The sequence below is a fragment of the Peribacillus sp. BM1 genome, assembly GCF_056679975.1.
Genome location: NZ_CM155259.1, coordinates 2070687 through 2085751, shown reverse-complemented (window position 1 = coordinate 2085751; position 15065 = coordinate 2070687). Strand labels below are relative to the sequence as shown.

General features: G+C 37.4%; 14 protein-coding genes. 6 read left to right on the top strand and 8 right to left on the bottom strand.

The features are described 5' to 3' along the window. Positions 1-559: 559 nt before the first annotated feature. From AC1MGI_RS10085 to AC1MGI_RS10070, 4 genes are all read left to right on the top strand, one after another. Positions 560-2872: a ribonucleoside-diphosphate reductase subunit alpha gene (locus tag AC1MGI_RS10085; protein WP_480349575.1), complete on the top strand. Its 2313-nt coding sequence runs from the start codon at positions 560-562 to the stop codon at positions 2870-2872. Positions 2873-3013: 141 nt separating this feature from the next. Continuing rightward, positions 3014-4066: a ribonucleotide-diphosphate reductase subunit beta gene (locus AC1MGI_RS10080; protein ID WP_062182554.1), complete on the top strand. Its 1053-nt coding sequence runs from the start codon at positions 3014-3016 to the stop codon at positions 4064-4066. After that, a complete protein-coding gene (locus AC1MGI_RS10075; protein ID WP_480349574.1) occupies positions 4063-4521 on the top strand; it encodes a flavodoxin domain-containing protein in 459 nt (152 codons plus the stop codon). The genes AC1MGI_RS10080 and AC1MGI_RS10075 overlap by 4 nt, the downstream gene beginning before the upstream one ends. Before the next feature lie 152 nt (positions 4522-4673). Next, positions 4674-4976: a DUF3892 domain-containing protein gene (locus AC1MGI_RS10070; RefSeq protein WP_480349573.1), complete on the top strand. Its 303-nt coding sequence runs from the start codon at positions 4674-4676 to the stop codon at positions 4974-4976. Between the two features lie 62 nt (positions 4977-5038). On the opposite strand, the gene AC1MGI_RS10065 is transcribed toward AC1MGI_RS10070, so the two are convergent. Together AC1MGI_RS10065 and AC1MGI_RS10060 are read right to left on the bottom strand one after the other, a co-directional pair. Beyond that, entirely contained in the window at positions 5039-5236 is a 198-nt protein-coding gene (locus AC1MGI_RS10065; protein WP_028393295.1) for a cold-shock protein, read from the bottom strand. 215 nt (positions 5237-5451) lie between these two features. Next, the gene (locus AC1MGI_RS10060; protein WP_480349572.1) at positions 5452-5931 is read right to left on the bottom strand and encodes a hypothetical protein; all 480 of its coding nucleotides are present in this window, start codon (positions 5929-5931) and stop codon (positions 5452-5454) included. 767 nt (positions 5932-6698) lie between these two features. On the opposite strand from AC1MGI_RS10060, the gene spx reads away from it, so the two are divergent. Continuing rightward, the gene (gene spx / locus AC1MGI_RS10055; RefSeq protein WP_062182566.1) at positions 6699-7094 is read left to right on the top strand and encodes a transcriptional regulator Spx; all 396 of its coding nucleotides are present in this window, start codon (positions 6699-6701) and stop codon (positions 7092-7094) included. 150 nt (positions 7095-7244) lie between these two features. On the opposite strand, the gene AC1MGI_RS10050 is transcribed toward spx, so the two are convergent. Together AC1MGI_RS10050 and AC1MGI_RS10045 are read right to left on the bottom strand one after the other, a co-directional pair. Then, entirely contained in the window at positions 7245-8666 is a 1422-nt protein-coding gene (locus AC1MGI_RS10050) for a HAMP domain-containing sensor histidine kinase (protein ID WP_480349760.1), read from the bottom strand. Beyond that, entirely contained in the window at positions 8656-9348 is a 693-nt protein-coding gene (locus tag AC1MGI_RS10045; RefSeq protein ID WP_480349571.1) for a response regulator transcription factor, read from the bottom strand. The genes AC1MGI_RS10050 and AC1MGI_RS10045 overlap by 11 nt, the downstream gene beginning before the upstream one ends. A gap of 444 nt (positions 9349-9792) precedes the next feature. Here AC1MGI_RS10045 and AC1MGI_RS10040 point away from each other — a divergent pair, with 444 nt between their 5' ends. Beyond that, positions 9793-9882, top strand: coding sequence for a hypothetical protein (locus AC1MGI_RS10040; protein ID WP_480349570.1), 90 nt, complete (start codon positions 9793-9795; stop codon positions 9880-9882). 196 nt (positions 9883-10078) lie between these two features. Here AC1MGI_RS10040 and AC1MGI_RS10035 read toward each other — a convergent pair whose 3' ends face one another. The 4 genes from AC1MGI_RS10035 to AC1MGI_RS10020 all read right to left on the bottom strand — a co-directional run bounded on the left by AC1MGI_RS10035 (position 10079) and on the right by AC1MGI_RS10020 (position 14898). Beyond that, entirely contained in the window at positions 10079-10675 is a 597-nt protein-coding gene (locus AC1MGI_RS10035) for a DedA family protein (RefSeq protein WP_480349569.1), read from the bottom strand. 728 nt (positions 10676-11403) lie between these two features. Continuing rightward, entirely contained in the window at positions 11404-11532 is a 129-nt protein-coding gene (locus tag AC1MGI_RS10030) for a hypothetical protein (protein ID WP_403072349.1), read from the bottom strand. Between the two features lie 127 nt (positions 11533-11659). Further along, positions 11660-12802 (bottom strand): mannitol-1-phosphate 5-dehydrogenase, encoded by a 1143-nt coding sequence (locus AC1MGI_RS10025; protein WP_480349568.1) that lies wholly within the window; start codon positions 12800-12802, stop codon positions 11660-11662. Between the two features lie 5 nt (positions 12803-12807). Beyond that, the gene (locus AC1MGI_RS10020) at positions 12808-14898 is read right to left on the bottom strand and encodes a BglG family transcription antiterminator (protein ID WP_480349567.1); all 2091 of its coding nucleotides are present in this window, start codon (positions 14896-14898) and stop codon (positions 12808-12810) included. Positions 14899-15065 lie beyond the last annotated feature (167 nt).

Here is a 15065-nt window from a genome sequence, read left to right as displayed (position 1 = left end):
TTGCAAAACACATTTCAAACTTGCAAGTTTATTAATTAGCTCCTACGCAAATTACTGAAAATAGATGATACTCCATGCTGCCTAATCAATCATGCATCAAAATTAATTTTTTTAAACCTTCTTCATCCTTGCTCAGTCTAGCAACCATTTGATAGAATAAGCAATTCAGGCACTTATTCCACAATTTTTTCAGCAGAAACTATACTTTTTATAAAAATCAAGATTTGATTTATTTTTATTTATCCATTAGGATAATAAGGAGCGAATCACAATATATAGATGTTGAAAACCATAAATATATCTATATATAGAAATTAAGCTTTAGATGCTAAAACCATGCTTTACCGATATGAACAGTAGGGTCGACATAATCCTACCAATTCACCTAACTAGATATAGTGAATCTCTAACTTATGTGAGTGAATGAAAAGATTATCTGCAAACAAACAGTTTTTATGTTGCAAGATGTTTTGATTCACTCACCGTGTGTGACTATTACGAATCGGATTTTCACAAAAAATGCTACGTTTTTTTGATTGTATTTAAGGAGGAACTTACTATGAACCTACCAATTAATAATTCTTTCGCCTTTCCTGATGTGGAAAATTTAACAGAAAATGCAAACTCACTACAATTAAACCACCTATCCAAAGAATTCGAAGGCAAATTGGACATGGACAAATATAAAAAACGCTTTATGAAGTGGCTTGATCGCCAAGATGATCCGACAGAAGAGCAAACTTCCAAGAAACTGATCCAAATGGCTCTTGAAAGTGTCGACATTGACGCTCCAGACTGGACGTTCGTCGCAGCGGCTGAGTTATTGAACTCCATGTATCGTGAAGCACAGGCTAATCGAGGCTATGAAGGGATAAAATATGGCTCCCTTTATGAATTGATTCACTTAATGTCCAGCGTCCAAGACGGGCAACGCTACCCCGTTTATAAAGCTGAATTACTTGATGCTTATACTAAAGAAGAGATTGACGAATTGGGCTCAACCATTGATCCTGAAAAAGACAAGCTCTTCTCGTATATTGGTCTCTATTTGTTAAACGATCGATATCTTGCACGCCCAACGAACAACGCGGTCTTCGAGTTGCCCCAAGAACGGTTTATGATCATTGCAATGGAAATCATGCGTCTTGAACCGCAAGAATATCGACTTCAATTCGTCAAAGAAGCATACTGGGCCATGTCAAACCTCTACATGACCGTTGCAACGCCTACTCTTTCGAACGCTGGGAAGACACATGGACAACTAAGTTCTTGCTTTATTGATGCTATTGAAGACTCGATTGATGGCATTTATCTATCAAACTATGATGCTGCAAAAGTTTCTAAATTTGGCGGCGGCGTTGGGCTTTATGTCGGTAAAATCCGTTCACTCGGTTCGGACATTCGTGGCTTCTCAGGCAACAGCTCAGGTACAACACCATGGATTCGCCTATTTAACCAAACAGCAGTAAGTGTCGATCAACTTGGACAGAGAAAAGGTGCAATTGCGATCTATCTTGATGCATGGCATAAAGATATTATGAGCTTCCTTGATTTAAAAACACAAAATGGCGACGACCGTCTGAAAGCACATGATATTTTTACTGGCGTTTGTATTCCTGATCTTTTTATGGAAGCTGTAGAGAATCGCAAAGAATGGTATTTATTTGATCCTCATACAGTCAAGCAAACACTTGGATTCTCACTTGAAGATTTCTATGATGAGAAAAAAGGGGAAGGAAGCTTCCGTGAACATTACGCACTTGCAGTAGAAGCAGCCAAAAACGGTGTTCTTCCAACCTATGCGTTTGAAAAAATCAACGCCATTGAAATTATGAAAAGTATTATGATTTCTCAGTTAGAAGAAGGCGTTCCTTACATGTTTTATCGGGATGAAGTGAACCGCAAAAACCCGAACAAACATAAAGGGATGATTTATTGTTCGAACCTATGTACAGAAATTGCGCAAAACTTAAGTCCTTCTTCAATTACAGAAGAATACGAGACAGAAGATGGCGATGTTGTCATGATTCGTAAGAGTGGTGATTTTGTTGTATGTAACCTGTCTTCCATCAACCTGCCTCGCGCTGTTGGTGATGAAGTATTAGACCGGCTTATCCCGATTCAAGTACGGATGCTTGATAATGTAATTGACGTGAATAATCTTCCTGTCAAGCAAGCGGAAATCTCAAATAAACGATACCGTGCGATTGGTTTAGGAACATTTGGCTGGCATCACCTGCTTGCTACGAAAAATATGTACTGGGAGTCAGACGAAGCAGTTGAACTAGCTGACACTCTTTATGAGAAAATTGCTTTTCTAACAATCAAAGCATCAAGTGAGCTGGCACAAGAAAAAGGTGCTTATCCATATTATGAAGGCTCTGATTGGAATACAGGCAACTACTTCGAACTTAGAAATTACCAAGATGAAGCTTGGACAACATTAAAAGAACAAGTGCAAAAACACGGCGTCCGAAACGGTTACCTGATGGCGATTGCACCGAATTCATCGACCGCTAAAATCGGAAATTCGACTGATGGAATCGACCCGTTATATGAAATTGAATTTTACGAAGAAAAGAAAAACTTTAAGTTCAAGGTAACGGCTCCAGGATTAACACCAGCAACCTATGAATACTATAAAAAAACGCGATTCCACTTATCGCAAAAAGAAAGTATTCGACATAACGCAGCTCGTCAGCGTCATATCGATCAGGCTATCAGTTTTAACCTGTACGTTCATAACACAATTAAAGCGAAAGATTTACTTGATATACACATGACCGCATGGAACAGCGGAATGAAATCAACGTACTACGTTCGTTCTACTTCTTCTGAATATGATAATGCATGCGAAAGCTGTTCTAGTTAAAAGCCTTAGCGCCTCATTAGTAGTAAATTTATTAAAAAAATAATCGTACACATTTGCTGAATAAAAAGGTTCCCTTTTTATTCAGCTTTTAATACGATCTTGATACGAACTTATATTCCCTATAAACAAAGGAGCGATTATATGACAACTCACATTAAAAAAATCCGCTTGTTAGAACCAACATATCCTACAAAGGCAACAGGGGTATTCAAAGGTGAGGGATCCGGTTTTCTCCTCTGGAATGATATTCAATATGAAAAATTTTATGATGTCTATACACAGCTAATCAATAACTTTTGGAAGCCTTCAAGTGTAAACATGATTCAAGATAAAAAGCAGTGGGGAGATTTGGACGAAGACATCCAAGACGCTTTTCTAGACATTCTTACGATGATCGCTGGCATGGACAGCTTGCAAACACCAACACTAGTGGAGATTCTTCGATATGTTAAAGACCCTGCCGCAAAGGCCATCCTTGCAAATATGGCACAGCAAGAATCCATTCATAACGAATCCTACTCTTACATCCTAGCTTCTTTGATTCCTTTAAATAAGCAGAAGCAATTGTTTGATCGTATTAAACAGCATCCACAAGTTGTAAAACGAAATAAACCCATTGTAGATGCTTATCAAAAATTTGTTGATGATCCAAGTCCACAACATTTATTCGAAGCTTTAATACATTCGACCAATCTCGAGGGTATTTATTTCTATCTTGCCTTTGCCTTCTATTACAATTTAGGCCGTCAAAACCTAATGACTGGTTCTGCAACGATGATTTCCTATATTCACCGTGACGAGATGGTCCACTTTGACTTTGTCGGAATGCTTGTACAAATTTTAATGTATGAATATCCAGAATTGAACAATGAAAGCAACACGAAATTCATTTATGAAACGTTAGAAAAAGCTGTTGATTTAGAAAAAGAATGGTCAGAGTATATGCTTGAAGACATTCAAGGAAAAGCAGACCTTGATTTAGAAGAGTTTTACGAATACATTGAATACATTGCTAATAAACGATTACGCATATTTGGATTGGATAATCTCTATAAGGAATATCCAGAAAATCCAATGCCTTGGATTAAGACCTTTGATGATGAATCAATCAGACTGACAAAAACAGACTTCTTTGAACAAAAATCTAGAACGTATAGTCAGGTCAATGCAAGCAATGGATTCGATGAGCTATGAAAACGGCCATCGTGTACCATTCTGCCGGGGGTAATACAAAAGCCCTAGCAGAAGCCATTTTTTCTTTTTTGCCGGAAGCAGAGCTATTTAGAATCAAAGATTTTGATCTCAGCACGATTTCCCAATATGAAGGTTTATTGGTAGGTACTTATACATGGGGCGATGGAGATTTACCCGCAAAAATCGTTCCATTATATGAAGAATTAGAAGTTGCTCACGTAACGCCATTAGTTACCGGCGTATTTGGTACAGGTGAAACAAACTACAATCATTTTTGCGGAGCTGTTAACCAGTTCCGCGACATGTTATTTGCCAACACACAATTAGCCGTTACATTAAAGATTGAGCAGATGTATCAAGATTCAGACCTTTCGCGAATTCAAAAGTTCACAGAAGTTTTCAAAACGAAATTAAGGGCTCAACAAAATAAGTTTGAAAAATCCGCCGTCCTATGAATAGACGGCGGATTTTTTTCAACTAATGGAGCCCCTTGTTCCTGTCGCTAAATCTTTAGTTAACCATTCAATGAACAAATACGAATTTGCTATATTCCTATGTATACATTTATTGTATTTGCTTATTCTATGTATAGGAGGTGGCATACAAAATGGATCGTTTTGAAGATGCATACAATCAATATAGGGAACAAGAAGCTACAGACAGTCGGATAATTCCAGAGATTGATGATGGCAAGGAATATATTGAAGCCGTTCGGAAAAACGAGGAGGGTAATATCATTGCCGTTAAAACAAATGTTGGCAGAGAGCTAGATTACCCTACCGCTCTATCTGAAGCAAAAGATGGAAAACTTGCTCACGTAGATGTTTTCCATAAATATGGACGAGATATTTTACGAAGTGAGCCGGACGGGATTAAGGAAAATAACCTGGATGAACTACCACTCTTTTAAAATAGGTTTTTAAAACACGAAAAAGGCTCCAAAATGGAGCCTTTTTCTTATAGAATCAAAAATTATTTTTGAACGTTAGCAGCTTGTGGTCCGCGAGCGCCTTGTTCGATTTCGAAAGAAACTTCTTGACCTTCTTCAAGAGTTTTGAAACCTTCACCTTGGATAGCTGAGAAGTGTACAAATACATCGTCTTGACCTTCAACTTCGATGAAACCGAAACCTTTTTCTGCGTTAAACCATTTTACTTTACCTTGTACCATGTATAGTGCCTCCTGTTTGGAAAAAATCCCTTTATTACTATTCTTGATCTAGGATAATGTCTTCAAGAGGAAACCATAAAGGTACTTCCTTCTATGAATCTTATTCCGAACAAAAATAATTGATTATAGTATATCATGTATTTTAGAAAAAAAACAAGGCAATTACCCAAATAACAATCGACAATTCCTCCTATTTTTCTACAATTAAAAGGCTTTTACTTCTTTTTTCTGAAGCGTTCTTCCATTAAATAACGCTCTGCCTCAACTGGGGATTCGAAGCATTCTTCAATATTAGTGCCTGAATAAATATTCCATAACAAGTCCTCATGAACTAAAGTCAGCTCCTGTTTGTCACGACCAATCCAGATCCCCTCAAGGTCCGCAAATTCATCTTCAGCTTCTTCCACTTCTTCAAATGGCTCTGCTAAATAAGCAAGGCTTGATGCAATGATTTTCTTCAACTCAGCCTCAGAAAAATCCTTAATATTCACGAATCCTTTAGGTCCTCTTTCTTTCTTAGGCAGATGTCTGGCAAACACAAATCCATTTCCATTCGGGTGTAGATGCTGCACAACAATTTTTTTCTCATGCAAACTTTCTTCATAATGAAAATTCACTCTTCCAAGTGAAACATCTTTTCTCGTTAATTCTGGAAATGCTTCAATAATCTTTAATTTCTCTTCAAAAGTTAACAAAATCGTTCCTCATTTCATTCATTCAATAGTGTTCGTCGATTATATCATAAATGAGGATGAAAGAATAATTTTCTATTGAAAACAAACATAAAGTGAAACTTTCATCAGTGGGGGGGTTTTGATGGTTAGTCCCGTTCTACTGTCGCTAAACCTTCGATAAAGTGACAGTACGAACCCGATTGGTTCAACTAAACGGCTAAAGAGCACAGCGGTAGTCTCACTGTATCTCACCAATTGGGGATTTACTTCAAAAAGCGAGGTGACTGCTCAGCCTCGACAAGCGTAAGATGGAATACGGCGTGGCGTAGTTTGCCACAGAGTATTACAGCTTATGACCTCAGAAGGGCTAGGAGCCGCAGCTAGATTAGACTATTTATCCCCCCACCTATTTATCCCTCAAAATTGAGGTGGGGGGATTATAGCCTGTTAAACCGGGATAAACACTATCACATTCGACAACAAGATCGTCTAATTTAAAGTGGAACTTCCATCAATGGGAGTATTGTCGCCTTTAAAACCAGTATAATAGTAGCAAAATTAATTTTTCTAGAAAATATAGAAGTCTGACATGTAGCTGACACAAACAAACGGTAAAGTAAGAGTATCAAGAAAAGCAATCAATGTTCTCACCGCAGAACTTAATGAAAAAGGTAACGTACTATTTCAGATGAGAGTTTCGTAATTTACCCGTTACTTCATCATTAAACAAACAATAACTATACATTGAATACTTAAACTATTAAAATTTCTAGAAGGAGTCGATTGAATTGGTTACTATTTATACTACTCCAAGCAGCTTAGCATGCAGAAAAGCAAAATCCTGGTTAAACAAACATGATATTGCCTACACAGAACGTAATTTATATGCACAACCATTAAGTGTTGAAGAAATTAAGGAAATCCTTCGTAAAACTGAAGGTGGCACAGATGAAATCATCTCAACGCGCTCAAAAAAATTCAAAAATTTAAATATTGATATTAATACAACACCATTAAATGAGCTATGCAAGATCATTCAAAAAAATCCTGATTTGCTTCGCCGCCCTATTATCTTTGATGAAAAGAATTTACATGCTGGCTATAATGAAGAAGAAATGGGACGCTTCTTGCCACGTCAAGTTCGCCATATCCAATTGTGGAGAGCGATTAGTTTGATCAATTAATACTCATTTATCAAAAGAGGCTGTCTCAATAGGCAGCCTCTTTTGATGGTTTAAAACAGTTTCAGCTGTTTAGATATCTTTTTAGTAGCTCGTCATACTATTAAAAAATCTAATCCGTAAAAGTGGCTTTAGGGATGTCTCTTTTAGGTTTTAAGTCTTCGCTTTTCTAAGATGAATTGTAAAGGTTGTACCGTTTTCACTGCTTTCTTTCAGTGTAATATCTCCTTTTTGTGCTTTGGAGAGCATTTTACTAAACGGAAGACCTAAACCTAATCCCCTTACTTTAAGCTTCTTCTTCTCGCCTCTGTAAAAAGGTTCAAAGACATAATTTATCTCATGTATTGGTATACCTCTTCCGTTATCTTTTACATCAATCCGAATTTCATTTTCCTCTTCATACAAAGAAACTTCAATTTCTCCATTTTCCAATAATGCTTGTTTTGCATTATTCAACAGATTGATGATAATTTGTTGGAGTCTGAAGGAGTCGACATAGCCAATAATAGATTGATCAGGCACTTTGACATGTAGATCAAAGTCTTGCTCCTCTTGCGTCATTTTCCAGCGATACGACATTTCTCGAAGAAATTCATTTATATCTGCATTCGCCATGAGCATGGTAAATGAGCCAGCTGACAGCGAATTATAATCAAGTAAATCCTCAATCATTCTTTGCAGTCGGTGGGTCTCTTTAAGCGAAATATCCAAAAACTCCTTGCTTTCTTCCCCGGTTACGACATCATCTTTGACTGCTTGAATTAAGCCGCTGATGGATGTAACTGGAGTTTTCAAATCGTGTGTAACGCCAGCAAGTAATTCGGCTCGCAATTTCTCCATTTGAATTAACCGATTTGTCATTTCTTTGAATGATTCGACCAACTCATAAATTTCCTCTTCCCGTGTCTCTTCTTCTTTTAGTTGAATATCATAATTCCCTTCACGAATTTGTGCCGCAGCATTCGCTACATGTTGAATCGGTATCGAGATTTTCCGAGAAAGAGCATAGATAACACCCCAACCAAGAACCAACAGACCACACATCATTACAGCAAGCATCCCATGATCCGTGTTGATTTCATTTAAAGATGCTTCTTCCTGGGCAATAATCACCCAGCCCTTTATTTCATCATGATCTATGATTGGAGACTTTACGATATACACTTCGTTTGCCTTTTCAAATTTCACTTTCTGAACCGTTTGCTTATGGTTCATAATAGCAGCTGGAAGTTTACTTGAACTGCTGTCAATATAGATTTGAGGAATGGTAGAAATAATTTCCCCATCGGGCTCTACAATGTAAATAATCGGGGTTTTATTTAGATTAATCATTTTTTCCCGTTCTTCAATCGCTTTCGAGAGAGTAGGTCCAACAACGATTTGTCCATTTCCTTTTATTGCACGGTCAGCTGTTTCTTCCGCTAAATATTTCAACAGATTAAGTCTGTATTCTAAAGCAGTCTTTTCCATCCACCAAAATGAAACAGCTGATAATATGAGCAAACCCGTTGTCAGTGTAATTAAGTATCTGGTTGTCCAATAGCGTATAAGTGTCGTTCTTTTCTTAATTTTCATAGACAAGCAGCTGATACCCCATTCCACGTAATGTTTTTATTTCTCCTTCTGTATCAGGCCATTTCCCCAGTGATTTCCTTATTCGTTTAATAGCAAGGTCCACCGCTCGATCACTTCCATCGTAATCGATTCCCCAAACCTGATCGAGTAATTGTTCCCTTGTGAAAATCTGGTTAGGATGTTTCACCAAGAACATGAATAATGAAAGATCACGTGGCGTGAATGGTATCTCTTCTTCATTTAAATGGACCTGATAGGAGTTAAAATCAACCTTCAAGCTTCCCAATTGTTTAGAGTTTTCATTTTCCTCATCAGCAAAAGCTGGTGATCTTCTAAGGACTGCTTGGACCCTTGCTACAACTTCGTCTGCTACAAATGGCTTTGATATATAATCATCTGCACCAGATTTAAATCCAGACAAACGATAATCCACATCTCCAAGTGCTGTCAACATGATAACCGGACAAGAGCTACTTTCACGGATTTTATCCAAAATTGTCCATCCATCCATTCCAGGAAGCATGACATCAAGGAGGACAAGATCAGGTTCATGCTCTCTATATGCTGTGAATGCAAGCGAGCCATCATATATTTGAATGATTTCATATCCCGCTCGCTGCATATATGCTTTTAACACCATTGAAATGGCGATTTCATCTTCTACAATTAAAATCTTTTTCATTGCCTTCTTCACTTCCTTGAATAAAAGTATAATGAATTTATCACCGAAGTGCTAGTCGTAGGGCATAAGTCTCAAAACAATAGCAAAATCCATCACAAGACTTCGCTCTGATGGACGCTTCATTATAAGAAACAGTATATAGGACATATGTGTCAGCATGATGTTGAAATCGTTTAGGTTGTTTGATTCAAAAACAGGTTATTTACTAAAAAGTGAAAGTTTCGGAAATCTAATAAGCATCTCACAGCCTTTATCATCATCATCTAGCGCCCATTTTAATAAACAGGCAAACATTTTTGTGTGATGGACATATGATGAATTAGCTTAGATCATTTGCTTTTACTAAGCCACTAGAAAGCTTTTCAAAATAGAGGAGGAACTACTATGTCTTGTGTGGGCGAACGCGATTGTGGTGGATTCAATAATGGTTTTGCTTAAATCATTGTGTTATTCATTCTTTTGATTATTATCGGGTGCAGTGGATTTGTCGGAGGTTTCCAAGGGGGACACGGTGGAGGATATGGTTGTTGCTAATAAGCTTAAATAATGAAGGAAGGCGCTTGTATGAGCGTCTTTCCTTATTGTATCTATTTCGCGTTAATCTTTTACTGCTTCACGGTATTAATTACGGCTAATTGAAAGACAGCTTCAAATCTAATCTATTCTAAAAAACGAAAAAAGCTTGCAGAGATACATTTCCTTCTCTCCACAAGCTAGCATATTCTAATTTTTAGTTTGTTCTTGCCTTCGATTTTCTGGCCTTCACAATCATCCAAATGATGATAATCGCAATGGGGATAAGGAGAAGGTTTGCGTATTGTCCAAAGATAGCACCGGCCTTTTCCCACTGAGGTCCAAGTTTATAGCCTAAATAAACATAAACACTTGTGACAGGCAGCATAGCCACATAGGTGTACACGATGAATTTCCAAATATTCATCTTCGTCATTCCACATGGGATTGAAATAGCTGTTCGTACACCAGGTATAAATCGTCCGAAAAATGCCACGCTTCCACCATATTTTTCAAAAAAATGGTCTGCTTTATCAATATGAACTTCTTTCACAAGAAAGTATTTTCCAAATTTCAAAACAATCGGCCTTCCGCCATAGCGTCCTAAAGCATACAGTGTTAGAGGTCCTAACACGCCGCCAATCGAACCAGCGAAAATGGCCAAATAAAGATTCATATCCCCTTCGTACACCCAAAAACCTGCAAGTGGCAACACGAGCTCTGCCGGTATAAATTCAAAGGTCAAAGCAAGCATGATTCCAAAATAGCCCAATCCTTTAAAGGCTTCAATCATATCCATAATAATGGATTCCATTTGTAATACCCTCCATCTTCTAACGATTGCATACTAAAAAGGATGCCAGACTAAGGCAATAGGCATCCGCTTCATTTCGACAAGTAGCCGGCAACCGAAAACAAGTATTAACCAATCTACTCCTCGACGATACAACCACTTTTTCTCTATTTAGAGTATAGTATACAAGCCTTTCCGTCAATTCCAAATAACTAGATCGTGTTATATCCATTAAAAAGATTCGATCACGACCATGCGTCCAGCATTTCCTCCATAAATGTGGCTCTTTTACATATATCAATCGATTCCGACAATATATCAGCCGAATTAGAAATATATCGGCGGTTTTTACTATTATATCAACGTGTTTCATTTATCTCTTCATTTCATAAGAATTTCTCATTTTATTCATAATTTGTTCATCATTATCCTATACTATAAAGAATAAGCAACATACCTTTTCCTCCTTATCTGAATCCAGCAGCTATTGCTGGATTTTTTTCGCGTACAAACGATTATTTGCATACAAAACCTGTATGGTGTCAAAACGCTAATATTTACCATGAATGATTAATCCTGTATAGCACGCTACATCACCTAATCACAATGGTGGCGGTGCGGAGCCGGAATTTTGGATGCTTTAAATCCGTATACATGCTAAGTAGATTGGCTATATTAATAAGTCGCGGAGACTAAGTCCCCATGTCCTTTGAACACTGGCTTGTTTAGCGGATTATGTTTGATAATATTTAATCAGCTTTCTTAATAACATATGCTTGCTTAATTTCTTGATATTCTTGTTCAGTGATGATTCCGAGTTGTTTAAAGATCGCTGAATACCCTACAATTTTCTTTTGAGTCCGCTGTGAATAAGACATATCTTGTTCTCTCCTTTTTACTACATAATGTATTCGAAAAATGTTTGCTTAGTGCAACATAATTGCTTGCGGTAATATGGTAAAAAAACCAGTGGGGATGAAGCCCCCCACTGATTGCAGTTTCACTTTATTTTTTTAATACATCGTAATGCTTGATTACTTCTAGCGTAATTTCACTATTTTCATCTAATTCGCTCACTTCTTTCAGAACATGCGCTACACCATATTCTTTTATCATGGCTTGCATTTTTACTGCTTCTTCATCTTCCTTGTTATCAAAGAGTAAGGCCGATGCGATTGCCTTTGTGAGATTCGTGTAAGATAGTCCAGCTTTTTTTGCTTCAGTAGCGGGGCGTACTAGACGGTCATTTGCTCCAAGCTTACGAAGAGGCGAGCGGCCCACTCTAGTCACATCATCATTTAAGTAAGCATTTTTAAAGCGATTAATAATCTTATTAATATATTGTTGATGCTCCTCTGGATTTAAGCCATATTGCTTAATTAAATAAGCACCCGTTTCACCAAGTGTTGCTTGAACTTGCTTGATAATCTTTTCATCAGCTAACGTTTGGTCAATCGTCGACTTATTCTCAAGATACCCAAGGTATGCAATAACAGCATGTCCTGTATTCACTGTAAAAAGCTTTCTTTCAATAAATGGTGCAAGTTCTGAAACAATTGTCATCCCTTCGATTGGCGGAATGCTTTCACTTGTTTCTACAACCCATTCATAATAAGGCTCAACCAGTACATCGAGAGAATCTTGATTGTTTTGAATGGGAACAATGCGGTCAACGGCTGAATTAAAGAAATAGACTTTACCAGCTAAATTTGCTTTGGTCTCTTCATCTAGATTTTCTAATATATAGCCTTTTAAAAGGTCTGTTGCCGAGATTTGATTCTCACAAGCGATCACGTAGATTTTTTCATCATTTTCCTTTACGCGAGCAGCCAAGCCCTTTGCGATCAATGGAGCAATACGTGGTAAGATATTCGGTCCAATTGCAGTCGTCAGGTAAGTTGCACCTTTAATCGCTTCAATAACTTCATTTTCCTGCCTCATATTATTTAGTCCTGATACATTTTCTATCGTTACAGCTTCTTTCTGATCTGTAGCCAATTTAACTTGATACTTCTTCTTCTCGTTTAACTGATTAATGATTTGATCCGCAAGATCGATAAATGTCACCTGATAACCAGACTGTGAAAAAAGTGCTCCAATAAATCCTCTTCCAATGTTTCCTGCTCCAAAATGTACTGCTTGTTTCATTCATATCATTCCCTTATTAAATTAGTATGAAGATAATCTAGAAAAACGGCCTCTAATTTTGCACGAATCATGCCCTCATTCGATGAGGAAAAAGTCATAATCGATTCATTATTCTCAATTAAACTTGTACTTATCAAACTTACGATTTCCTGCTTATTTACACTCATTTCCTCAGGCGCCAACATTAACAGCAAATTCTTCATATACATGTCTCTACCATCCATCCCTTTTATCAGACAAGGCTCTTCTAAATGGGAGATTTGGAAAATAAGCTCTTGAACATTCTCACTTCTGCAGTGAAAAAGACCCATTCCTGTGTTCGGAATGCCAAGCCCGCCTTTTCTTTCCCTATCCATTAACAGTTCAAACACTTCATTTGCATGAGTTAAAAGCTTATCTTCTTGCGCCATCCAAACCATTTCTTTAATAACTTGTTCATGGCCTTTTAACTGAGGTTTCCGATACACCCGAAAATGGTCTAGAACAGCCTGGATGCTTTCTTGTACATCCTTCAGCTCTTGTAAGATTTCCCTGATCCCATCCTTTGCTACGCGAGAAGAGGAGGAGCCCGTTTTTGCTGTTTTTTTATAATGCTTATTTTTCGTTAAGTTCTCGATGTTATTCCGTAAAAATCTCCTAATCGTCAAAATGTTTTCCTCAGTTAAAAGTGGCGAAACCAAGATATTTTCAACGTGAATAAAAGGAAGGCGGACGGTAGAAATAATAACATCGAAGTTTTTTAAATTTCCATGCTTCTGAAGATCTTTAATCGAACTGATTTCTACAAAATCAATTTCTGAAATTTCTTTTTTTATTCGACTTGCCAGCATCTTTGAGGTACCTATACCAGTTGGGCACACAATCAGTGCTTTTATTGATATTCCTTCTTCCCTCATAACGAGTGCTGAGCCAAAATGAAGGACAATAAAGGCTATTTCGTCATCGGGAAAATATTCAACTTCTTCAAATTCCTTTTCTACACTGTTCTGTACGGCCATAAATAGAACCGGATACTTTTGTTTGATTTCCTCTTTAAGTGGGTTAAATAATCCCATTTGTTGTTTAAGGCGGAACAACGCAGGTTCCATGTGAGCAAGAAGCCCCTGATACAAGGAAAAGTCCATTGTTAAATCAACATGTAGCTTTGAGGACACATTTCGGATGAAGCTTTTTACCTTTCGACTTAATACAACGCTATCATAGGGAACGGTATCAGCTGCTTGTAGCTTAGATCCTTTAAGAATAACCGCCAAATAAATCAGATCGGCTTTAGTAAACACGACCGAGTAAGTTTCTTCAATCTCCTTACATATTTTCACGATTAGATTATATTCCTCAGTTAATTCAAGCGAATAATCTACAATTTCCTCTAAGAGAAAATCAGATTCTGTCCTTTGCATGGAAATACACATATGTACAATCAATCCAATATAATCGCCATCCGCAAGACGTGGCTGTAAACGATTTAAAGTCATAATAACTAATCGATCAATAGCAAGAAAATACTCTGGAAGAAAATAATACAAGACCATTTCTTTTGAGTATTTTCCATTTTCTAATAAAAATAAGCTCTCAATCAGTTCTTCATTAAAATACAGTAAGAAATAGTTTGCCAAGGCTTTTCGTTTATTTGCTTCCGTCCCGAGAAGCTCAACCCCGACTCCTCTTTTTCTAGTGATTTGCACATTTGAATGAGTTAACCAGTCTGTCAATTCATCCAAGTAGGTGGCTAGTGTCGTACTACTGACACCTAAACTAGTGGCTAACGACTGGATTTTGTATGATTCTTCTTGCAATAGTGCTAAAAGTAGCTGCAGTTTTTTTTCCTCTGGTGTTTCATCGATTGGGTGAATTCCCAATAAGTACTGAACCAATCGAAATATTTGTTCATTCTTCCCCTCAATCTTGAGCCCCTTATCCGCATTGCGGGCTAAATCAAGCTCAAATGGCAGGAGAATCTTTTCGATTGCTTTTAAATCACGATGAATGGTTCTCACACTTACATTTAGATAATTCGCAATAGAAAAAGCTGTATGTTTCCCAGATGTTTTAATAATTAATTCAATAATTGCTTTTTCCCTTGAGGTAATATACATGCTACCATCTCATTTCATTAGAAAAGCGCAAGGAGCAAGTTTCGGTGACCGGATAAAGACTTATCAAGCTGCATAAGGAATATCCTTCTTCCTATCAGTTTAATCGTCTTATGTTCCTAGAACCGATTGCGCCTTGCGCTAGAAAACAGCTTTGTTGTAAGAATTCA

Excerpts from the sequence above, each read along its gene's own strand:
- AC1MGI_RS10085 (WP_480349575.1), top strand. The coding sequence starts at position 560 with ATGAACCTACCAATTAATAATTCTTTCGCCTTTCCTGATGTGGAAAAT.
- AC1MGI_RS10045 (WP_480349571.1), bottom strand. The coding sequence starts at position 9,348 with ATGAAAAAGATTTTAATTGTAGAAGATGAAATCGCCATTTCAATGGTG.
- AC1MGI_RS10035 (WP_480349569.1), bottom strand. The coding sequence starts at position 10,675 with ATGGAATCCATTATTATGGATATGATTGAAGCCTTTAAAGGATTGGGC.
- AC1MGI_RS10070 (WP_480349573.1), top strand. The coding sequence starts at position 4,674 with ATGGATCGTTTTGAAGATGCATACAATCAATATAGGGAACAAGAAGCT.
- AC1MGI_RS10065 (WP_028393295.1), bottom strand. The coding sequence starts at position 5,236 with ATGGTACAAGGTAAAGTAAAATGGTTTAACGCAGAAAAAGGTTTCGGT.
- AC1MGI_RS10025 (WP_480349568.1), bottom strand. The coding sequence starts at position 12,802 with ATGAAACAAGCAGTACATTTTGGAGCAGGAAACATTGGAAGAGGATTT.
- AC1MGI_RS10080 (WP_062182554.1), top strand. The coding sequence starts at position 3,014 with ATGACAACTCACATTAAAAAAATCCGCTTGTTAGAACCAACATATCCT.
- AC1MGI_RS10050 (WP_480349760.1), bottom strand. The coding sequence starts at position 8,666 with ATGAAAATTAAGAAAAGAACGACACTTATACGCTATTGGACAACCAGA.
- AC1MGI_RS10020 (WP_480349567.1), bottom strand. The coding sequence starts at position 14,898 with ATGTATATTACCTCAAGGGAAAAAGCAATTATTGAATTAATTATTAAA.
- AC1MGI_RS10030 (WP_403072349.1), bottom strand. The coding sequence starts at position 11,532 with ATGTCTTATTCACAGCGGACTCAAAAGAAAATTGTAGGGTATTCAGCG.
- AC1MGI_RS10075 (WP_480349574.1), top strand. The coding sequence starts at position 4,063 with ATGAAAACGGCCATCGTGTACCATTCTGCCGGGGGTAATACAAAAGCC.